The organism is Streptomyces sp. NRRL F-5126 (assembly GCF_000721265.1).
Taxonomy (GTDB): domain Bacteria; phylum Actinomycetota; class Actinomycetes; order Streptomycetales; family Streptomycetaceae; genus Streptomyces.
Genome location: NZ_JOFZ01000006.1, coordinates 533,571 through 553,182, shown reverse-complemented (window position 1 = coordinate 553,182; position 19,612 = coordinate 533,571). Strand labels below are relative to the sequence as shown.

The 19,612-nt window shown below is 69.0% G+C and carries 30 protein-coding genes; 27 read left to right on the top strand and 3 right to left on the bottom strand.

The window, feature by feature from the left end; translation table 11 throughout:
- Positions 1-366 carry a winged helix-turn-helix transcriptional regulator gene (locus IH48_RS0115470; protein ID WP_030903888.1) on the bottom strand — a complete coding sequence of 122 codons (366 nt, stop codon included), beginning with the start codon at positions 364-366 and terminating at the stop codon, positions 1-3.
- A gap of 77 nt (positions 367-443) precedes the next feature.
- Here IH48_RS0115470 and IH48_RS0115465 point away from each other — a divergent pair, with 77 nt between their 5' ends.
- Positions 444-1,370 (top strand): NADP-dependent oxidoreductase, encoded by a 927-nt coding sequence (locus IH48_RS0115465; protein ID WP_030903886.1) that lies wholly within the window; start codon positions 444-446, stop codon positions 1,368-1,370.
- Positions 1,371-1,398: 28 nt separating this feature from the next.
- Here the strand turns inward: IH48_RS0115465 and IH48_RS0115460 are convergent, their stop codons facing one another.
- Entirely contained in the window at positions 1,399-1,782 is a 384-nt protein-coding gene (locus tag IH48_RS0115460; RefSeq protein WP_030903884.1) for a MerR family transcriptional regulator, read from the bottom strand.
- 110 nt (positions 1,783-1,892) lie between these two features.
- On the opposite strand from IH48_RS0115460, the gene IH48_RS33350 reads away from it, so the two are divergent.
- The gene (locus IH48_RS33350; protein ID WP_199809950.1) at positions 1,893-2,828 is read left to right on the top strand and encodes an SDR family NAD(P)-dependent oxidoreductase; all 936 of its coding nucleotides are present in this window, start codon (positions 1,893-1,895) and stop codon (positions 2,826-2,828) included.
- A 17-nt stretch (positions 2,829-2,845) separates the two neighbouring features.
- Here the strand turns inward: IH48_RS33350 and IH48_RS0115450 are convergent, their stop codons facing one another.
- On the bottom strand, positions 2,846-3,907 hold the full coding sequence (locus IH48_RS0115450; protein WP_158710299.1) for a M91 family zinc metallopeptidase: 1,062 nt from the start codon (positions 3,905-3,907) through the stop codon (positions 2,846-2,848).
- Between the two features lie 266 nt (positions 3,908-4,173).
- Between IH48_RS0115450 and IH48_RS0115445 the strand changes: the two genes are divergently transcribed.
- The 25 genes from IH48_RS0115445 (at position 4,174) to IH48_RS0115325 (ending at position 19,486) form a co-directional block, all read left to right on the top strand.
- Positions 4,174-5,322, top strand: coding sequence for a cytochrome P450 (locus tag IH48_RS0115445; RefSeq protein WP_030903879.1), 1,149 nt, complete (start codon positions 4,174-4,176; stop codon positions 5,320-5,322).
- A 153-nt stretch (positions 5,323-5,475) separates the two neighbouring features.
- Positions 5,476-6,891 carry a DUF4157 domain-containing protein gene (locus IH48_RS34400; RefSeq protein ID WP_051839809.1) on the top strand — a complete coding sequence of 472 codons (1,416 nt, stop codon included), beginning with the start codon at positions 5,476-5,478 and terminating at the stop codon, positions 6,889-6,891.
- 566 nt (positions 6,892-7,457) lie between these two features.
- Positions 7,458-7,766 carry a 30S ribosomal protein S10 gene (rpsJ, locus tag IH48_RS0115435; RefSeq protein ID WP_030903875.1) on the top strand — a complete coding sequence of 103 codons (309 nt, stop codon included), beginning with the start codon at positions 7,458-7,460 and terminating at the stop codon, positions 7,764-7,766.
- Between the two features lie 14 nt (positions 7,767-7,780).
- Positions 7,781-8,425 (top strand): 50S ribosomal protein L3, encoded by a 645-nt coding sequence (gene rplC / locus IH48_RS0115430; protein ID WP_030903873.1) that lies wholly within the window; start codon positions 7,781-7,783, stop codon positions 8,423-8,425.
- Positions 8,426-8,433: 8 nt separating this feature from the next.
- Complete coding sequence (gene rplD, locus IH48_RS0115425) at positions 8,434-9,090, top strand: 50S ribosomal protein L4 (protein ID WP_030903871.1); 657 nt, start codon at positions 8,434-8,436, stop codon at positions 9,088-9,090.
- Positions 9,090-9,503 carry a 50S ribosomal protein L23 gene (gene rplW / locus IH48_RS0115420; protein ID WP_030903869.1) on the top strand — a complete coding sequence of 138 codons (414 nt, stop codon included), beginning with the start codon at positions 9,090-9,092 and terminating at the stop codon, positions 9,501-9,503. The genes rplD and rplW overlap by 1 nt, the downstream gene beginning before the upstream one ends.
- Before the next feature lie 47 nt (positions 9,504-9,550).
- Positions 9,551-10,387 (top strand): 50S ribosomal protein L2, encoded by an 837-nt coding sequence (rplB, locus tag IH48_RS0115415; RefSeq protein WP_030903865.1) that lies wholly within the window; start codon positions 9,551-9,553, stop codon positions 10,385-10,387.
- A gap of 14 nt (positions 10,388-10,401) precedes the next feature.
- Complete coding sequence (gene rpsS, locus IH48_RS0115410) at positions 10,402-10,683, top strand: 30S ribosomal protein S19 (protein WP_030903863.1); 282 nt, start codon at positions 10,402-10,404, stop codon at positions 10,681-10,683.
- 43 nt (positions 10,684-10,726) lie between these two features.
- Entirely contained in the window at positions 10,727-11,074 is a 348-nt protein-coding gene (gene rplV / locus IH48_RS0115405) for a 50S ribosomal protein L22 (protein WP_030903860.1), read from the top strand.
- On the top strand, positions 11,074-11,925 hold the full coding sequence (gene rpsC, locus IH48_RS0115400) for a 30S ribosomal protein S3 (protein ID WP_030903857.1): 852 nt from the start codon (positions 11,074-11,076) through the stop codon (positions 11,923-11,925). Before rplV ends, rpsC begins: the two co-directional genes overlap by 1 nt.
- A gap of 5 nt (positions 11,926-11,930) precedes the next feature.
- On the top strand, positions 11,931-12,350 hold the full coding sequence (gene rplP / locus IH48_RS0115395; RefSeq protein WP_030903854.1) for a 50S ribosomal protein L16: 420 nt from the start codon (positions 11,931-11,933) through the stop codon (positions 12,348-12,350).
- Positions 12,350-12,577, top strand: coding sequence for a 50S ribosomal protein L29 (gene rpmC / locus IH48_RS0115390; RefSeq protein ID WP_030903853.1), 228 nt, complete (start codon positions 12,350-12,352; stop codon positions 12,575-12,577). The genes rplP and rpmC overlap by 1 nt, the downstream gene beginning before the upstream one ends.
- Positions 12,577-12,864: a 30S ribosomal protein S17 gene (gene rpsQ / locus IH48_RS0115385; RefSeq protein WP_030903851.1), complete on the top strand. Its 288-nt coding sequence runs from the start codon at positions 12,577-12,579 to the stop codon at positions 12,862-12,864. Before rpmC ends, rpsQ begins: the two co-directional genes overlap by 1 nt.
- A gap of 107 nt (positions 12,865-12,971) precedes the next feature.
- The gene (gene rplN / locus IH48_RS0115380) at positions 12,972-13,340 is read left to right on the top strand and encodes a 50S ribosomal protein L14 (RefSeq protein WP_003966950.1); all 369 of its coding nucleotides are present in this window, start codon (positions 12,972-12,974) and stop codon (positions 13,338-13,340) included.
- Positions 13,341-13,342: 2 nt separating this feature from the next.
- Complete coding sequence (gene rplX / locus IH48_RS0115375) at positions 13,343-13,666, top strand: 50S ribosomal protein L24 (RefSeq protein WP_030903850.1); 324 nt, start codon at positions 13,343-13,345, stop codon at positions 13,664-13,666.
- Positions 13,666-14,223 (top strand): 50S ribosomal protein L5, encoded by a 558-nt coding sequence (rplE, locus tag IH48_RS0115370; RefSeq protein ID WP_030903848.1) that lies wholly within the window; start codon positions 13,666-13,668, stop codon positions 14,221-14,223. Before rplX ends, rplE begins: the two co-directional genes overlap by 1 nt.
- 5 nt (positions 14,224-14,228) lie before the next feature.
- Positions 14,229-14,414, top strand: coding sequence for a type Z 30S ribosomal protein S14 (locus IH48_RS0115365; protein WP_003948630.1), 186 nt, complete (start codon positions 14,229-14,231; stop codon positions 14,412-14,414).
- A 241-nt stretch (positions 14,415-14,655) separates the two neighbouring features.
- On the top strand, positions 14,656-15,054 hold the full coding sequence (rpsH, locus tag IH48_RS0115360) for a 30S ribosomal protein S8 (protein WP_030903845.1): 399 nt from the start codon (positions 14,656-14,658) through the stop codon (positions 15,052-15,054).
- A gap of 24 nt (positions 15,055-15,078) precedes the next feature.
- Positions 15,079-15,618, top strand: coding sequence for a 50S ribosomal protein L6 (rplF, locus tag IH48_RS0115355; RefSeq protein WP_030903842.1), 540 nt, complete (start codon positions 15,079-15,081; stop codon positions 15,616-15,618).
- Positions 15,619-15,621: 3 nt separating this feature from the next.
- Positions 15,622-16,005, top strand: a complete 384-nt coding sequence (gene rplR / locus IH48_RS0115350; protein ID WP_030903839.1) for a 50S ribosomal protein L18 — start codon at positions 15,622-15,624, stop codon at positions 16,003-16,005.
- A gap of 46 nt (positions 16,006-16,051) precedes the next feature.
- Complete coding sequence (gene rpsE / locus IH48_RS0115345; RefSeq protein ID WP_030903837.1) at positions 16,052-16,654, top strand: 30S ribosomal protein S5; 603 nt, start codon at positions 16,052-16,054, stop codon at positions 16,652-16,654.
- Positions 16,654-16,836, top strand: coding sequence for a 50S ribosomal protein L30 (rpmD, locus tag IH48_RS0115340; RefSeq protein ID WP_030903834.1), 183 nt, complete (start codon positions 16,654-16,656; stop codon positions 16,834-16,836). Before rpsE ends, rpmD begins: the two co-directional genes overlap by 1 nt.
- Before the next feature lies 1 nt (position 16,837).
- Positions 16,838-17,293, top strand: coding sequence for a 50S ribosomal protein L15 (rplO, locus tag IH48_RS0115335; RefSeq protein WP_030903832.1), 456 nt, complete (start codon positions 16,838-16,840; stop codon positions 17,291-17,293).
- A 220-nt stretch (positions 17,294-17,513) separates the two neighbouring features.
- The gene (secY, locus tag IH48_RS0115330) at positions 17,514-18,827 is read left to right on the top strand and encodes a preprotein translocase subunit SecY (RefSeq protein ID WP_030903830.1); all 1,314 of its coding nucleotides are present in this window, start codon (positions 17,514-17,516) and stop codon (positions 18,825-18,827) included.
- Positions 18,827-19,486: an adenylate kinase gene (locus tag IH48_RS0115325; RefSeq protein WP_030903828.1), complete on the top strand. Its 660-nt coding sequence runs from the start codon at positions 18,827-18,829 to the stop codon at positions 19,484-19,486. Before secY ends, IH48_RS0115325 begins: the two co-directional genes overlap by 1 nt.
- Positions 19,487-19,612: the final 126 nt, after the last annotated feature.

Genomic DNA, 19,612 nt, shown 5'->3' with positions numbered 1-19,612 from the left:
TCAGCCGGCGTCCGCGTCGAGCGCGTCCAGGACCGCTTCGCCGTTCGCCCTCGCCCATTCCGTCAGCGTGTGGATCGGGTCGATCAGCGTCGCCCCGAGCGGCGTGAGCTCGTACTCGACGCGGGGCGGCGCCTCGGCGTAGGCGTGGCGGCGGATGAGCCCGTGCGCCTGGAGGCGCCGGAGCGTCTGCGTGAGCACCTTGCGGGAGATGCCGCCGCCGATCAGCCCGATCAGATCCCCGTGGCGCACGGGGCCCTCGCTGAGGCCGTAGAGCACGACCACCGTCCACTTGTCGGCGATCAGCTCGACCGCCATACGCCCCGGACAGTCGGCGAGAAAGAGATCACCGGGACCGCAATCGCTCATGGCACCAACGGTACCTGGCGGTTCCTATCGAAAACCTAGCGTGGATGCTCTTCCCCCTTACCTGTGCAAGGAGAGTCATGCGAGTCATCACGCAGCAGACGCTCGGCGGTCCCGAGGTGCTCACCGTCGTGGACGCGCCCGAGCCGCAACCGCTGCCGACCGAGGTCCTCGTCCGCGTCAAGGCGATCGGGTTGAACCCGCTGGAGGCGCGGTTGCGCGCCGGCGAGTTCCCGCTGATCGGCAAGCCGCCGTTCGTCCTCGGCTGGGACATCAGCGGCGTGGTCGAGCAGGCGCAGACGTGGCGGTTCAGGCCAGGCGACGAGGTGTTCGGGATGCCGCTCTTCCCGCGGATGGCGAGCGCGTACGCCGAGGCCGTGGTGTCGCCCGCGCTGCACCTGGTGCGCAAGCCGGCGTCGCTGTCGCACGTCGAGGCGTCGGCGCTGCCGGTCGTCGGGCTCACGGCGTGGCAGGGCCTCGTCGATCTGGGCGAAGTGAAAGAGGACGACCGGGTCCTGGTGCACGGCGGTGGCGGCGGGGTAGGGCATGTCGCGATCCAGATCGCGAAGGCGCTCGGGGCGCACGTGATCACCACTGCGGGCGCGAGCAAGCGGGAGTTCGTCGAGGGCTGCGGCGCCGACGAGGTGATCGACTACACGGCCGTCGACTTCGCCGAGTCGGTCCGCGACGTCGACCTCGTACTCGACACGATCGGCGGCGATACCGCCGAGCGCTCGCTCGGCGTGCTCAGGCCGGGCGGCCACCTGGTGACGGCGGTCGCCGAGGAGGACGCGGCACTCGCCGCCAGGTACGCGGCGGCCGGCCTGCGCTTCAGCGGCATCGGGGTCGAGCCCGATCCCGTCGCCCTGCGAGGCCTCGTCGACCTCGTCGAACAGGGCAGGCTCCGGGTGCACGTGCAGGAGACGTTCCCGTTCGAGCGCGTCGCGGACGCGCACCGGCTGCTCGACGGCGGCCACCTGCGGGGCAAGCTCGTCCTCACCCTCTGAGAGGCCGTCGGCCATCGGCCACCGCACGCTACTGAGAGCGGCAGCCGAGGTCACCGAGGCCGGCAGGGGTCGCCGTGCCCGCGAGGTACCGGTCGAGCATCTCGCGGCGCTGGGCGATCTGCCGCTCCTGGCGGGCGAGTTCGTCGCGGACCTCCCGGACGCGGGCCAGGAGTCGCGTGCAGTCGCCCGCGGGCGGTGCCGACGCGGTGCAGGGGAGGACGTCCCGGATGATCCGGGACGGCAGCCCCGCGCGGTAGAGGTCCTGGATGAAGGCGACCTGGCGCACGGCCTGCTCGCCGTACTCCCGGTATCCGTTGGCGCGGCGCTCGCTGGAGAGCAGCCCCTGGTCCTCGTAGTACCGCAGCGAGCGGGTGCTGACCCCGGTGGCCCTGCTGAGTTCACCGACGCGCACGCCGTACCTCCCTCGATGCCCTGGAATCAGGCTTGACATTGACGTCAATGTCAAAGTTTACCGTTCCTGGCATGAGGACGAAAGAAGAGCCGAGGCGGCGGACCGCGGTCGTGACCGGCGCCGCGACAGGCATCGGGGCCGCGATCACCGAGCGGCTGGCCGGGCAGGGCATGGACGTGGTCCTGGTGGCGCGGGACGGCGCGCGCCTGGAGGCGGCGGCCGAGCGGCTGCGGGCCGAGCGCGGGGTCCAGGTGTCGACGCTCGCGCTGGACCTGTCGCACCCGGGTGCCCCCTTCCGGCTGGCCGAGTGGCTGGCGGGAGCGGGGACCGAGGTCGACGTGCTGGTCAACAACGCCGGCGTCGACATGCTGGGGCCGGTCGCCGGCAGCGATCCCGTGCGGGTGCGGGGCCTGGTCGACCTCAACGCCGGGGCCGTGGCGGAGCTGACGGCGCTCCTGCTGCCCGCCATGGTCGCGCGGGGACGCGGAGCGATCGTCAATATCGCGAGCACCGGTGCGTACGCGCCCGCCCCCTACATGGCCGCCTACGCGGCCTCGAAGGCGTTCGTGCTGTCCTTCACCCAGGCGGTGTGGGCCGAGACGAGGGAGACGGGCGTGCGGGTCGTGGCGGTCAGCCCGGGACCTTACCGCCACCGCGATGAACACGCGGCGCATGCCAGGAAAGCGCGAGCCCGGTTCCGTCGCGGGCACCGTGATGTCCGCCCTGCGCGGCCGCGGCCCCGCGGTCGTCGACGGCCGTCTCAACACCCTCCAGACCTGCGTCTTCAGCCGCCTGCTGACCGCGTCGGCGGCTGCCCGGGTCGCGGAGCGGGCCCTGCGCGGGGCGGCGCACGGGGGTTGAGTTTCCGCGATCGCCCGGTGGCCCCGGGGCCCCCGGCCGGGCTCAGTCGACGATCGCACCGATCCCGATCTCGATCCCGATCCCGACGAGCCGGTCGGGTTCGGTTACCACGCGGCGAAGAACGCGACGGTGGTGGTGGCCTTTTCGTCGGACAGGGGCTCGGTACAGGCCGGGCGCCGAGGTGAGGAGGAGCACGAGAAGGTCAGGTGTATCCGCCTCGGCGTGGGAGGTTGTGCTCGTCCCTGAGCATCTCCTCCGTGGTCGGGCGCAGGCCTTTCTCCATGTGCAGCAGGCCCGACTTCTCCGTACCGGAGACCGTCGCCTTCTCTTCGTTGTCGATGTCTCTGACGTTGATGCCGTGTTTGTTGTGTTGCGCGTGGATCAGTTCGTGGCCGTACACCAGGAAGGCGGGGGAAATGGACTCGTCCTTCTTCGCTCCTTCGCTGTCCTTGAAGTCGTGAGGTACAGCGATCAGGCTGCTGGAACCGGCGCCCGGTTCCTTGTCGCCCCGCGCCAATGCCTTCGGGGCGTCGTCCGCCAAGGCCTCCGCACCGGCCCCGGTGGCGCCGCCCATGAATTCGAGCTGTTCGGGGTGGTAGGGGATGACGTTGACGCCGGTCGGCGCGGGGGTCGAGGCCAGATCGCCCACCAGGGCACGGCCGCGCTGCCGGGAGAGAAGCCGGGCATGGGCGGAGAGCATCTGGGTGTCGAAGCCCTTGAGCGGGGCGGGGTCGCGGTCCTCGCCGAAGGGGCGCGGTTTCGTCGACGTGCTGATCGCCTGCCCGGCGACGACTTTCGACCACGTTCCCGACAGTTCGTCAAGGGCTTCGGAGTCGTCGGGATCGACATCCGCGCCGAAGGGGCGCAGCCGGCCGGCGTGCAGGATCTCCACATACGCGAGATGCCGCTTCTGGATTTTGTCCAGCAATTCCTTCAGACCGGTGTTGCGCGGGTTGTCCTTCTTGCCCTCGGGATCACTGCGAAACTGGCGGTAGATCATGTGCTCGGCCGTGTCCAGAGCTCTGCCGAGTTCGTCGCACTGCTTCTGTTTTTCCGTTTTTCCGGTGAAGCGCCAGCGGAACGACTTCGCCTCGGCGATCAGTCTGTCCGACGTGCTGAGCGTCTCCGTCACGAAGTCGTGGATGTGCCGGACCTCCGGATCCGCCGGGGCGGCCGCCGGCGCGCGCTGCACGGTCGCGAGGGGGTGGGCGGGAGCCGGGTAGCGCTGTTCCCCGACCACGCGGGAGACGGCGGAGTTGCCCACGGCACGTTGCAGGGCCAGTACCCCAGCGGGGCTCCTGTCACCCGCGAGCAGCCTGTCCGCCGCGGGCCGCGGGCGCGTCACCGGTCGCGGTCCAGGACCCGCCTCCTTGGCCTTGGACGGCTGTCCCTGTGCGCGCACGATGCTCCTTCAGTTGTTCCACGGGCTGCGCGACCATGACTACCGTCGGGGTCTCAGCGGCGCAAGGTTCTTGAGGGCACTCCGAGAGGCAGAGCGGGCGCGACGCGTGGGCGTAATACGCTCGTCCGATGGTCGACTCGCCCACCCTCGCCGATCTCGCGGCCGATCCCCACCCGCATCTCGCCCGGCTGCGCGGCGAGGGGCCCGTCGTGTGGCTGGACGCGCTCGGCGGGTGGGTCGTGACGCGGCGGGAGACCGCCGTCGACGTGATGCGGGACGCGGAGACCTTCACCGTGGACGATCCGCGCTTCACCACCGCGCAGGTCGTCGGCCCGAGCATGCTCTCCCTCGACGGGGCGGAACACGCCCGCCACCGCGAGCCGTTCGTCGAGCCCTTCAAGCCGCGTGCCGTGCGCGCCGCCTTCGCCGAGTCGATCGAGCGCGAGGCGGCGCGGCTGCTCGACGGGCTCGCCCCACGGGGCCGCGGCGAGCTGCGGCGCGGGTTCGCCGGGCCGCTCGCGGCCGTCGTCATGGCCGACGTGCTGGGGCTGGCCGACGTGCCCGTGGCCGACGTGCTCGGCTGGTACGACGAGATCGTGCGGGCCGTCGACCGGCTCACGCACGGCGAGGACGCCGGGGCGGAGGGGCCCGCCGCGTATGCCGCGCTGCGGGACGCCGTCGCGGCCACCCTGCGCGCCGAGCGCGCCGAGTCGCTGCTGGTGAGCGCCGCCGGCCGGCTCGGCCTGCCGGAGATCGCGTCCAACGCGGCGGTGCTGCTGTTCGGGGGCATCGAGACGACCGAGGGCATGATCGCCAACGCGCTGTTCCACCTGCTGTCCGAGCCCGCGCTCGCCGCCGGGGTGCGTGAGGAGCCGGGCCTGCTCGACGGCGCCGTGGAGGAGTCCCTGAGGCTGGAGCCGGGCGCGGCCGTGGTGGACCGGTACGCGACGCGCGACGTCGAACTCGCCGGGGCGCGCATCCGCGCCGGCGATCTCGTGACCGTGTCGCTGGCCGGCGCGAACCGCGACCCCGAGGTGTTCGACGACCCCGACCGGTTCGACCCGCGCCGCGCGAACGCACGGCTGCACCTGGCGTTCGCCTACGGGCCGCACTACTGCCTCGGTGCCCACCTGGCCCGCCTCGAGGCCGTGATCGCGCTGCGCGCCTGCTTCGAGCGGCTGCCGGGGCTGCGCCTCGACGCCGACCGCCCGCCGAGCGGCCCGCGCGGCCTGGTCTTCCGCAAGCCGTCCGCGCTCGACGTGCGCTGGGACACCTGACCCCGGCGGACGGGAAGGGAGCGCCGGGGCACCAGTGGGCAGCCTCCGGTGTCCGTACGCCTGGCAAGGTGTGCCTCTTCTGCCCTTGTCACCGCTCCCGAGGGGCGGTTGGCTGTGCGAGCATGAACACCGCTGTCTGACAGGGAGCCCCCCATGCCCGCATTCCAACGGGGCGTCGCGTCCCAGCCACGGGACGCCGCGCAGCGCGCCGCGCGCGCCGCCGTGCCGGTCCCGCCGATGCTTGCCCTGCAGCGCTCCCTGGGAAACACGGCGGTGTCGCACCTGGTCGGCGTGCAGCGGCGCATGCAGGTCGAGGAGCGTGCCGAGGAGCTCGACGAGCACGAGCACGGCGCCGGGTGCGGTCACGACCAGCCCGTGCAGAGCGAGTCCGTGCAGAAGGTCATCGCGTCCAAGGGCCAGGACGTGGACCCGGCGATCCGCTTCAAGGCGGAGCAGGGCCTGGGCGGCCACTCACTCGCCGACGTGGAGATGCACACCGGCGAGGCCGCGCGGCGGTCGGCGGCCGAGCTCGGGGCACGCGCCTACACCACGGGCCGGCACATCGTGGTCGGCGAGGGCGGCAACGACGAGCACACCATCCTGCACGAGCTGCGCCACGCCTGGCAGCAGCAGCAAGGGGCCGTGGCGGGCAAGAACAACGGCGGCAACATCAACCTCTCGGACGCGAACGACAAGGACGAGAGGGACGCGGAGTCCTGGGCCACGAGCATGCGCAGCGCCCCCGCGCAGCCGCAGGCCGCCGAGGGCGCGCAGGCCGACGCCGGGGGCGCGCACGAGGCGTCCGCCGCGATGCCGTCCGTGCAGCGCGCGCCGGAGATCGTCACCATCACCCGGAGCCCCAGGTGGGCGGACGACGACATCGAGGACACCCACTCCCGCACCCCGCGTTACCAGGAGAACGGTGTCACCTACATCACCGCCGACTCCAGGTCGAACAGGCCGCGTACCAGGAACCCCGACCAGAACACGCTGATGGGCGGGTCCGCGGGGGACGCGGTGGCGAGGTCCGGTGGCCCGAGGCGCAGCGACTTCAGCTGGCTGCACCGCGAAGCGGCCTGGGCGAGCGGGGACCCGGTGGGCGGCACACCGCAGCGCCGCGACAACATGCTCGCCGGCACGCAGTCGACGAACATGCACCACCTCCGCTACGAGAACCCCGCGCGCATGGACGGCGTCGACATGCTGGGCGCGCCCATCACGCAGATGGGCTCGAACGGGTACCGCGGCCCGAACCAGTACAGGGAGGCGGAGTACAGCGTCCGCAGCCCGTACGACCCGCTGAGCCGGAGGCTCAGCACGAGGCTCGACCCCTACGACTCGCGTTCCGTCAGCGCACGCGAGCGCGCCGGGGAGGTGCCGTCGACCCGCAGGATCCGCGAGGACGCCCGCCGCGAGTTCGCGCACATGACGATGGACGCGATCCCCGAGTCCGAGTGGCCGCCGGAATACCGCAGGTCCCGGCGCGACCGGCGGGATGAGGACGACGACCGCGACCGCTCGGCGTCCCCGCGGATCGTCACGGTCGCGCCGCGCGGAAGCCGCCGCTGACCGTCTCCCGCCGGTGCCGCGTTTCGGCGGGCGTGCCGCCACGGCCGGTGTCACGCGCGCCGGTCCGCTGGGAGCGCGGGCCGGTGGCCGCCCGGTCCCCGGCTCGGGGGCGGCCTTGGCGCCGGGGGTGCCGCATCGACCGGGTCACGCGCCCGAAAGGGCGCCCCGCGGGGCGCTGACGATTCGGACGTGTGCGCGTGGGGTAGGGTTCTTCGCCGCGATTGGCCAGGCCCCGGGGCGCTATGGCACACTGGTCCGGTTGCTCGGTTGAGTGCCGATGCTGCGCGCCTCCCGCCGGGGGGACCGGAAGCGAGTCCCACAGTACTCGTCGCCTCAACTGCCCCCGGGCAGCGCTGGGGCGGACGTACGGGAATCTTCCGGGAAGCGTCGCGGGGTACCAGCCAGGCACCGGTGGTGGTCGGTCTCCTCTGATCGGCCCGGTTCCGTTTCCCCCGCTCGTGGGTTCCCGCAAGGGACTCGGCCGTAAGGGGAACGCGACACGCCCGACCGCGTGGGTCGGCCAGCGGTGGCAGAGCGGTAAGACAGAGACAGGAATTCGAAGAAGCATGCCGGGACAGAAGATCCGCATCCGGCTCAAGGCCTACGACCACGAGGTCATCGACTCCTCGGCGAAGAAGATCGTCGAGACGGTGACCCGCACTGGTGCGTCGGTCGCGGGCCCGGTGCCGCTGCCCACAGAGAAGAACGTGTACTGCGTCATCAAGTCGCCGCACAAGTACAAGGACGCTCGCGAGCACTTCGAGATGCGCACGCACAAGCGCCTGATCGACATCCTCGACCCGACGCCCAAGACCGTTGACTCGCTGATGCGCCTGGACCTTCCGGCCGGCGTCGACATCGAGATCAAGCTCTGAGAGGCGCGGAAGAGATGACCAAGCAGATCAAGGGCGTCCTGGGCGAGAAGCTCGGCATGACCCAGGTCTGGGACGAGAACAACCGTGTCGTCCCGGTGACCGTCGTCAAGGCCGGACCCTGCGTCGTGACCCAGGTCCGTACGAATGACTCCGACGGCTACGAGTCGGTCCAGATCGCCTTCGGCGAGATCGACCCGCGCAAGGTGAACAAGCCCCTCAAGGGCCACTTCGCCAAGGCCGACGTGACCCCCCGCCGCCACCTCGTGGAGCTCCGCACCTCGGACGCGTCCACGTACACGCTCGGCCAGGAGGTCAAGGCCGACGTGTTCGAGTCCGGGATCAAGGTCGACGTCACCGGCAAGAGCAAGGGCAAGGGCTTCGCCGGTGTCATGAAGCGTCACAACTTCAAGGGCCTCGGCGCCGGTCACGGTACCCAGCGCAAGCACCGCTCTCCCGGCTCCATCGGTGGCTGCGCCACCCCGGGCCGCGTGTTCAAGGGCCTCCGCATGGCGGGCCGCATGGGCAACGAGCGGGTCACCACCCAGAACCTGACCGTGCACGCCGTGGACGCGGAGAAGGGCCTGCTGCTCATCAAGGGCGCGGTTCCCGGTCCGAACGGCGGTCTCGTTCTGGTTCGTACCGCGGCCAAGGGGGCCTGAGGTAAACCATGAGCACCATTGACATCCTTTCGCCCGCGGGCGAGAAGTCGGGCAGCGTCGAGCTTCCCGCGGAGATCTTCGACGCCAAGGTCAGCATCCCGCTGATCCACCAGGTCGTCGTCGCGCAGCTGGCCGCCGCCCGCCAGGGCACGCACAAGGCCAAGACGCGTGGCGAGGTCCGCGGTGGCGGCAAGAAGCCGTACCGCCAGAAGGGCACAGGCCGGGCCCGCCAGGGTTCGACCCGCGCGCCGCAGTTCGCCGGCGGTGGCGTCGTCCACGGCCCCGTGCCGCGTGACTACTCGCAGCGGACCCCGAAGAAGATGAAGGCCGCCGCGCTGCGTGGCGCCCTCACCGACCGTGCCCGCAACGCGCGCGTGCACGTCGTCTCCGGCGTCATCGAGGGCGACACCGCGTCCACCAAGGCCGCGAAGACCCTGTTCGGCAAGATCAGTGAGCGCAAGAACCTGCTCCTGGTCGTCGAGCGCGCCGACGAGGCCGCGTGGCTGTCCGCGCGCAACCTGCCCCAGGTCCACATCCTGGAGCCGGGCCAGCTCAACACGTACGACGTGCTCGTCTCGGACGACGTGGTCTTCACCAAGGCCGCCTTCGAGTCCTTCGTCGCCGGCCCGAACAAGGCCAACGAAACCGAAGGGAGCGAGGCCTGATGGCTACGCGTCACCCCAGCATCGCGCCCAAGGCGGCCAAGGCCGCCAAGGCGAAGCGCCTGGCCAAGGCCAGGAGCGGCGTCAAGGGCCCGGTCGTCGAGACCCCGCTGAGCAAGTCCCTCGCGGACCCGCGCGACATCCTCGTCAAGCCGGTCGTCTCGGAGAAGAGCTACGCCCTGCTCGACGAGAACAAGTACACGTTCGTCGTCGACCCGCGCGCCAACAAGACCCAGATCAAGCAGGCCGTCCAGGCGGTCTTCCAGGTCAAGGTCACCGGCGTCAACACGATCAACCGGCAGGGCAAGCGCAAGCGCACCCGCACCGGTTTCGGCAAGCGGGCTGACACCAAGCGCGCCATCGTGACCCTCGCCGAGGGCGACCGCATCGACATCTTCGGCGGCCCGACCTCCTGACGGAGGCCGGATCGTTTCGAAGTCCGGAATCTTCCGAGGACTTAAGAATGGGTATCCGCAAGTACAAGCCGACGACCCCGGGCCGTCGTGGCTCCAGTGTCGCCGACTTCGTCGAGATCACGCGGTCCACGCCGGAGAAGTCGCTGGTCCGTCCCCTGCACAGCAAGGGCGGCCGCAACAACGCCGGTCGTGTGACCGTCCGCCACCAGGGCGGTGGCCACAAGCGCGCCTTCCGTGTCATCGACTTCCGTCGGCACGACAAGGACGGCGTCCCCGCCAAGGTCGCGCACATCGAGTACGACCCCAACCGCACCGCGCGCATCGCGCTGCTGCACTACGCGGACGGCGAGAAGCGCTACATCCTCGCCCCCGCGGGCCTGGAGCAGGGCGCCCGCATCGAGGCCGGCGCAGGCGCCGACATCAAGTCGGGCAACAACCTGCCGCTGCGCCACATCCCCGTCGGTACCACGGTGCACGCCATCGAGCTGCGCCCCGGCGGCGGCGCCAAGTTCGCCCGCTCCGCGGGCTCCTCGGTGCAGCTGCTCGCGAAGGAGGGCTCCATGGCCACCCTTCGCATGCCGTCCGGCGAGGTCCGCATGGTCGACGTGCGCTGCCGCGCCACGATCGGTGCCGTCGGCAACGCCGAGCAGTCGAACATCAACTGGGGCAAGGCCGGCCGCATGCGCTGGAAGGGCGTCCGCCCGACCGTCCGCGGTGTCGCCATGAACCCGGTCGACCACCCGCACGGTGGTGGTGAGGGCAAGACCTCCGGTGGCCGCCACCCGGTCTCGCCGTGGGGTCAGAAGGAAGGTCGTACTCGGGCTCCCAAGAAGGCGAGCAACAAGTACATCGTCCGCCGCCGCAAGACGAACAAGAAGCGCTAGGAGCGGGTTTCAAGATGCCGCGCAGTCTCAAGAAGGGGCCCTTCGTCGACGACCACCTGATCAAGAAGGTGGACGTGCAGAACGAGGCAGGCTCCAAGAACGTCATCAAGACCTGGTCCCGTCGCTCGATGATCGTCCCGGCCATGCTGGGCCACACGATCGCGGTGCACAACGGCAAGATCCACGTCCCGGTGTTCATCACCGAGTCGATGGTCGGCCACAAGCTCGGCGAGTTCTCGCCGACTCGCACCTTCCGCGGCCACGTCAAGGACGACCGGAAGTCGAAGCGCCGCTAGCAGCGGGGTGGAACCGATCATGACAAACACCGAAGGGACAACCATGGAAGCCAGGGCCCAGGCGCGGTACATCCGCGTCACGCCCATGAAGGCCCGCCGTGTGGTGGACCTCATCCGTGGCATGGACGCCACGGAGGCTCAGGCGGTCCTGCGTTTCGCCCCGCAGGCCGCGAGCGAGCCCGTTGGCAAGGTGCTCAACAGCGCCATCGCCAACGCGAGCCACAACTACGACCACACCGACGCCACCACGCTGTTCATCAGCGAGGCGTACGTCGACGAGGGCCCGACCCTGAAGCGGTTCCGGCCGCGCGCCCAGGGCCGCGCGTACCGGATCCGTAAGCGGACCAGCCACATCACCGTGGTCCTCAGCAGCAAGGAAGGAACCCGGTAATGGGCCAGAAGGTTAACCCGCATGGGTTCCGGCTCGGCATCACCACGGACTTCAAGTCCCGCTGGTACGCCGACAAGCTGTACAAGGACTACGTCAAGGAAGACGTCGCCATCCGCAGGATGATGACGAAGGGCATGGAGCGTGCCGGCATCTCCAAGGTGGAGATCGAGCGCACCCGCGACCGCGTCCGCGTCGACATCCACACCGCCAGGCCGGGCATCGTCATCGGCCGCCGCGGCGCGGAGGCCGACCGCATCCGCGGCGAGCTGGAGAAGCTCACCGGCAAGCAGGTCCAGCTGAACATCCTCGAGGTCAAGAACCCCGAGACGGATGCCCAGCTGGTCGCGCAGGCCGTCGCCGAGCAGCTGTCCTCCCGCGTCTCCTTCCGTCGCGCCATGCGCAAGAGCATGCAGTCGACGATGAAGGCCGGCGCCAAGGGCATCAAGATCCAGTGCGGTGGCCGCCTCGGCGGCGCCGAGATGTCCCGCTCGGAGTTCTACCGCGAGGGCCGCGTGCCCCTGCACACGCTCCGCGCCAACGTCGACTACGGCTTCTTCGAGGCCAGGACCAGCTTCGGCCGCATCGGCGTGAAGGTCTGGATCTACAAGGGCGACGTCAAGAACATCGCTGAGGTCCGCGCGGAGAACGCCGCGGCTCGCGCAGGCAACCGCCCGGCCCGGGGCGGCGACCGCCCGGCCGGCCGTGGTGGCCGCGGTGGCGAGCGCGGCGGCCGTGGCCGCAGGCCGCAGCAGCAGACCGACCGGCAGAGCCAGGCGACCGAGGCCCCCAAGGCCGAGGAAGCCACCGCTGCCGCGCCGGCCCCTGCCGAGAGCACCGGAACGGAGGCCTGACCGCCATGCTGATCCCGCGTAGGGTCAAGCACCGCAAGCAGCACCACCCGAAGCGCAGCGGTATGTCCAAGGGTGGTACGCAGGTCACGTTCGGCGAGTACGGCATCCAGGCGCTGACCCCGGCGTACGTGACGAACCGCCAGATCGAGGCCGCTCGTATCGCCATGACCCGCCACATCAAGCGTGGTGGCAAGGTCTGGATCAACATCTACCCGGACCGCCCGCTCACCAAGAAGCCCGCCGAGACCCGCATGGGTTCAGGCAAGGGCTCGCCCGAGTGGTGGATCGCGAACGTCAAGCCCGGTCGGGTGATGTTCGAGCTGTCGTACCCGAACGAGAAGACCGCTCGTGAGGCGCTCACCCGCGCTGCTCACAAGCTCCCGATGAAGTGCCGGATCGTGCGGCGCGAGGCAGGTGAAGCGTGATGTCGGTCGGCACCAAGGCCTCTGAGCTGCGCGAGCTGGGCAACGAGGAGCTTGTCGGCAAGCTCCGGGAGTCCAAGGAAGAGCTGTTCAACCTCCGCTTCCAGGCGGCGACGGGGCAGCTTGAGAACCACGGCCGCCTCAAGGCCGTGCGCAAGGACATCGCGCGGATCTACACCCTGATGCGTGAGCGCGAGCTGGGCATCGAGACAGTGGTGGAGAGCGCCTGATGAGCGAGAGCAACGTGACTGAGACGAACACCGCCGAGCGCGGTTTCCGCAAGAGCCGTGAAGGCCTGGTCGTCAGCGACAAGATGGACAAGACCGTCGTCGTCGCCGTCGAGGACCGCGTCAAGCACGCCCTGTACGGCAAGGTCATCCGCCGTACGAACAAGCTCAAGGCCCACGACGAGCAGAACGCCGCCGGCGTCGGCGACCGCGTACTCCTGATGGAGACCCGGCCGCTGTCGGCGACCAAGCGCTGGCGCGTCGTCGAGATTCTCGAGAAGGCCAAGTAACCCCCTCCGAGGGGGAGTTCGCCCCCTCGGAACAGTTCCGCCAGGCTCCGGGGGCCGCTCGCCAAGCGGCGGCCCCCGGGGAACCGGCAGACGATCAGGAGATAGACGTGATCCAGCAGGAGTCGCGACTGCGTGTCGCCGACAACACGGGTGCGAAGGAAATCCTCACCATCCGTGTTCTCGGTGGCTCCGGTCGCCGCTACGCGGGCATCGGTGACGTCATCGTCGCCACCGTCAAGGACGCGATCCCCGGCGGCAACGTGAAGAAGGGTGACGTCGTCAAGGCGGTCATCGTTCGCACCGTCAAGGAGCGCCGCCGTCAGGACGGGTCGTACATCCGCTTCGACGAGAACGCCGCCGTCATTCTCAAGAACGACGGCGACCCCCGCGGCACCCGTATCTTCGGCCCGGTGGGTCGTGAGCTGCGCGAGAAGAAGTTCATGAAGATCATCTCTCTCGCGCCGGAGGTGCTGTAGGTATGAAGATCAAGAAGGGCGACCTGGTCCAGGTCATCACCGGCAAGGACAAGGGCAAGCAGGGCAAGGTCATCGTGGCCTACCCCAAGCAGGACCGCGTCCTCGTCGAAGGTGTCAACCGGGTCAAGAAGCACACCAAGACCGGCCAGACCTCGCGCGGTTCGCAGACCGGCGGCATCATCACCACCGAGGCGCCCGTCCACGTCTCCAACGTCCAGCTGGTCGTGGAGAAGGACGGCAACAAGGTCGTGACCCGCGTCGGTTACCGCTTCGACGACGAAGGCAACAAGATCCGCGTTGCCAAGCGGACCGGTGAGGACATCTGATGGCTACCACCACTGCGCCGCGTCTCAAGACGCGCTACCGCGACGAGATCGCGGGCAAGCTGCGTGACGAGTTCAAGTACGAGAACGTCATGCAGACCCCCGGTCTCGTGAAGATCGTGGTCAACATGGGTGTGGGCGACGCCGCCCGCGACTCGAAGCTGATGGACGGCGCGATCCGGGACCTCACCGCGATCACCGGCCAGAAGCCCGCCGTCACCAAGGCCCGCAAGTCCATCGCGCAGTTCAAGCTGCGCGAGGGCCAGCCGATCGGTTGCCACGTCACGCTGCGCGGCGACCGCATGTGGGAGTTCCTGGACCGTACGCTGTCGCTCGCGCTGCCGCGTATCCGTGACTTCCGCGGCCTGTCCCCGAAGCAGTTCGACGGCCGTGGCAACTACACCTTCGGTCTCACCGAGCAGGTCATGTTCCACGAGATTGACCAGGACAGGATCGACCGGGTCCGGGGCATGGACATCACCGTGGTCACCACGGCGACCAATGACGACGAGGGTCGTGCCCTGCTGCGTCACCTCGGCTTCCCGTTCAAGGAGATGTGACCGACGTGGCGAAGAAGGCTCTGATCGCTAAGGCCGCCCGCAAGCCGAAGTTCGGCGTGCGCGGGTACACGCGCTGCCAGCGCTGTGGCCGGCCCCACTCCGTGTACCGCAAGTTCGGCCTGTGCCGTGTGTGCCTCCGTGAGATGGCGCACCGCGGCGAGCTGCCGGGCGTGACCAAGAGCTCCTGGTAGTCCTCCGCCTCGTACGGAGAACGACCCGGAGTCTCTCGGTAGGCAACTGGTTGGCAGGAGCCCTTCCCCGCATGGCTTAGGCTTGTGGGGTTGGGCCCCTGCCGCCCGACATCAGCGGGCACCGTCCCGCACGTGCTGCTTACTACGCCGTAGGTCCCCGCGTCACACCTGCCCCGTCTCGGATCGGGGAGAGGGACGACGCATACAGGAAACCCCGGCGAGAGAGGCCGAAGGCCAATTCATGACCATGACTGATCCCATCGCAGACATGCTCACGCGTCTGCGTAACGCGAACTCGGCATACCACGACACCGTCGTGATGCCGCACAGCAAGATCAAGTCGCACATCGCTGAGATCCTCCAGCAGGAGGGCTTCATCACCGGCTGGAAGACCGAGGACGCCGAGGTCGGCAAGAACCTCGTCCTTGAGCTGAAGTTCGGCCCGAACCGCGAGCGTTCGATCGCCGGCATCAAGCGGATCTCCAAGCCGGGTCTCCGCGTGTACGCGAAGTCCACCAGCCTGCCGAAGGTTCTCGGCGGCCTGGGCGTGGCGATCATCTCCACGTCGCACGGTCTCCTGACCGGCCAGCAGGCGGGCAAGAAGGGCGTGGGTGGGGAAGTCCTCGCCTACGTCTGGTAACTCGGGAACGGAAGGAGAAAGCTCATGTCGCGTATCGGCAAGCTCCCCATCCAGGTTCCCGCCGGTGTGGACGTCACCATCGACGGCCGTACGGTCTCCGTGAAGGGCCCCAAGGGCTCCCTCGCGCACACCGTTGCGGCTCCGATCGAGGTCACCAAGGACGACGACGGCGTCATCAGCGTCACGCGTCCGAACGACGAGCGTCAGAACAGGTCGCTGCACGGCCTGTCCCGCACGCTGGTGGCGAACATGATCACCGGCGTGACCCAGGGGTACAGCAAGGCGCTCGAAATCAGCGGTGTCGGTTACCGCGTCCAGGCGAAGGGCTCCAACCTGGAGTTCGCGCTTGGCTACAGCCACCCGATCACGGTCGAGGCGCCCGAGGGCATCAGCTTCAAGGTCGAGTCGGCCACGAAGTTCTCGGTCGAGGGCATCGACAAGCAGAAGGTCGGCGAAGTCGCTGCCAACATCCGCAAGCTGCGCAAGCCCGACCCGTACAAGGCCAAGGGCGTCAAGTACGCGGGCGAGGTCATCCGCCGCAAGGTCGGAAAGGCTGGTAAGTAAGCCATGGCATACGGTGTGAAGATCGCCAAGGGCGACGCGTACAAGGCCGCTGCCATCAAGCGCCGTCACATCCGCGTCCGCAAGAGGATCTCGGGTACGTCGGAGCGTCCGCGCCTCGTCGTGACGCGTTCCAACCGCCACATGGTGGCGCAGGTCGTCGACGACATCGCGGGCCACACGCTCGCGTCGGCGTCGACCCTGGACACCTCCATCCGCGGTGCGGACGGTGACAAGAGCGACCTGGCGAAGAAGGTCGGTTCCCTGGTCGCGGAGCGCGCCAAGGCCGCCGGCATCGAGGCCGTCGTGTTCGACCGTGGTGGCAACAAGTACGCCGGGCGCATCGCCGCTCTGGCTGACGCCGCCCGCGAAGCCGGTCTGAAGTTCTGATTCCGGTTCCCACGCACAGCGGACGTAACAGAGAGAGGTAATTCCAATGGCTGGACCCCAGCGCCGCGGTAGCGGTGCCGGTGGCGGCGAGCGGCGGGACCGGAAGGGCCGTGACGGTGGCTCCGGCGCCGACAAGACCGCATACGTTGAGCGCGTTGTCGCGATCAACCGTGTCGCCAAGGTTGTGAAGGGTGGTCGTCGCTTCAGCTTCACCGCGCTGGTCGTGGTGGGCGACGGTGACGGCACCGTCGGTGTCGGCTACGGCAAGGCCAAGGAGGTGCCGGCCGCCATCGCCAAGGGCGTTGAGGAGGCCAAGAAGCACTTCTTCAAGGTCCCCCGTATCCAGGGCACCATCCCGCACCCCATCCAGGGTGAGAAGGCCGCGGGCGTCGTCCTGCTGAAGCCTGCTTCCCCCGGTACGGGCGTCATCGCCGGTGGCCCGGTGCGTGCCGTCCTGGAGTGCGCGGGCGTGCACGACATCCTGTCGAAGTCGCTCGGCTCGGACAACGCGATCAACATCGTGCACGCGACGGTCGCGGCCCTGAAGGGCCTGCAGCGTCCCGAGGAGATCGCGGCCCGCCGCGGTCTGCCCCTCGAGGACGTCGCTCCCGCGGCCCTGCTGCGTGCGCGTGCGGGAGCGGGTGCGTAATGGCTCGCCTCAAGATCACGCAGACGAAGTCGTACATCGGCAGCAAGCAGAACCACCGCGAGACGCTGCGTTCGCTCGGGCTCAAGCGCCTGAACGACGTGGTCGTCAAGGAGGACCGCCCCGAGTTCCGCGGCATGGTGCGAGCCGTCCGCCACCTCGTGACGGTCGAGGAGGTCGACTGACATGGCGGAGCAGAAGCCGCTGAAGGTCCACAACCTCCGTCCTGCTCCGGGCGCCAAGACCGCCAAGACCCGTGTGGGTCGTGGTGAGGCGTCCAAGGGCAAGACCGCTGGTCGTGGCACCAAGGGCACGAAGGCCCGCTACCAGGTTCCGGAGAACTTCGAGGGCGGGCAGATGCCCCTCCACATGAGGCTCCCGAAGCTGAGGGGCTTCAAGAACCCGTTCCGCACCGAGTACCAGGTCGTCAACCTGGACAAGCTCTCGGCCCTCTACCCGGAGGGTGGCGAGGTCACCGTTGACGACCTCGTCGCCAAGGGTGCGGTGCGCAAGAACAGCCCGGTCAAGGTTCTTGGCCAGGGCGAGGTCTCCGTGGCGCTGACGGTGTCGGTGAACGCCGCCTCCGGCTCCGCCAAGGAGAAGATCACCGCCGCCGGCGGCAGCGTCACCGAGTCCGCCTGAGCGGAACGGATGGCCTGAAACATCTGACCGGGGATACCTCTGTGAAGGGGGTATCCCCGGTTGGTCGTTCCGCCGAAGCCATTGCCCCCGGTATGGTGGCGTGGATTGTTGCTGCAACCACCGGGCCTCCCGTCCGCTCACAGGGCGGTCCGGCACCGAATCCGTCGATCCTCAAGACCGTCACCTCTGACGCACTGGCGCGGGGGTCGCAGGAGGCACCGTGCTCACCGCGTTCGCCCGGGCGTTCAAGACGCCCGACCTGCGCAAGAAGCTGCTCTTCACGCTCGGCATCATCGTGCTGTACCGGCTCGGCGCACACATCCCGATCCCCGGGGTGAGCTACGAGGCCGTACAGACGTGTGTGAACGCGGCCCAAAAGGGCAACAGCAGCCTTTTCGGGCTGGTCAACATGTTCAGCGGTGGGGCGCTGCTGCAGATCACGCTCTTCGCGCTCGGCATCATGCCGTACATCACGGCGAGCATCATCCTCCAGCTGCTGACCGTGGTCATCCCCCGGCTGGAGGCCCTCAAGAAGGAGGGCCAGTCCGGGCAGACGAAGATCACGCAGTACACCCGCTACCTGACGGTCGCCCTCGCCATCCTCCAGGGCACCGGCCTCGTCGCCACCGCCCGCAGCGGCGCGCTGTTCCAGGGCTGCCCGACCGCGTCGAGCATCGTCCCCAACCACTCGATGTTCACGACCATCGTGATGGTCATCACGATGACCGCGGGCACCGCGGTGGTCATGTGGTTCGGTGAGGTGATCACCGACAAGGGCATCGGCAACGGCATGTCGATCCTGATGTTCGTCTCCATCGCCGCGGGCTTCCCCGGCACGCTGTGGTCCATCAAGGAGGCCGGTTCGCTGGCCGGCGGCTGGATCAACTTCGGCGGCGTCATCCTGATCGGCTTCGTCATGGTCGGCCTGATCGTCTTCGTCGAGCAGGCGCAGCGGCGCATCCCCGTCCAGTACGCGAAGCGCATGATCGGCCGCCGCTCGTACGGCGGGACCTCGACGTACATCCCGCTCAAGGTGAACCAGGCCGGTGTGATCCCGGTCATCTTCGCCTCTTCGCTGCTGTACATCCCCGCCCTGATCGCGCAGTTCTCCAGCTCCACCTCGGGCTGGAAGACGTGGATCCAGGACAACTTCGTCAAGGGCGACCACCCCTACTACGTGGTGACCTACTTCCTGTTGATCGTGTTCTTCGCCTTCTTCTACGTGGCGATCTCGTTCAACCCCGAGGAAGTGTCCGACAACATGAAGAAGTATGGTGGCTTCATCCCGGGCATCCGGGCCGGCCGTCCCACCGCCGAGTACCTGAGCTACGTGCTCAACAGGATCACCTGGCCGGGATCGCTGTACCTGGGTCTTGTCGCTCTCGCGCCGACAGTGGCGTTGGCGAGTTACGGCGGAGCCGGCAACGCGATCGGCGGCACCAGCATCATCATCATCGTCGGTGTGGGCCTGGAGACCGTCAAGCAGATCGAGAGCCAGCTCCAGCAGCGCCATTACGAAGGGTTCCTCCGCTGATGCGAATCGTCCTGGTCGGTCCTCCGGGCGCCGGCAAGGGTACGCAGGCCGCGTATCTCGCCAAGAACCTGTCGATCCCGCACATCTCCACGGGCGACCTCTTCCGCGCCAACATCAGCCAGGGCACGCCGCTCGGCAAGCAGGCGAAGCAGTTCATCGACGCCGGCGACCTGGTGCCCGACTCGGTGACCATCGGCATGGCGCGCGAGCGCATGGCACAGCCCGACGCGGCCGGGGGCTTCCTGCTCGACGGCTTCCCGCGCAACGTGGCGCAGGCGGAGGCGCTGGACGCGGCGCTCGGCGAGGACGGCCTCGCACTCGACGCGGTCCTCGACCTCGAGGTCCCGGAGGACGAGGTCGTCAAGCGGATCGCCGGCCGGCGGATCTGCCGCAACGACAGCTCGCACGTGTTCCACGTGAGCTACAACCCGCCGAAGCGCGACGGCGTGTGCGACGCGTGCGGCGGCGAGCTGTACCAGCGCGAGGACGACAACGAGGACACCGTCCGCAAGCGGCTCGAGATCTACCACACGCAGACCGAGCCGATCATCGACTACTACAAGGCCCAGGGCCTGGTGGTCACCATCTCGGCGCTCGGCAAGGTCACCGAGGTGACGGACCGGGCCATGGAGGCGCTCAAGCGCGACGCGGCCGCGTAGCCGCGCGCACGTCGGCCGGCCCGCCGCGGCCGTGGTGTCCTACCGGGCACCACGGCCGTACGTGTGCGGTCGCACGAGCACATCCTCGGGCACACACGTGCACGCAGGTGCAGGGACGTACTGGGA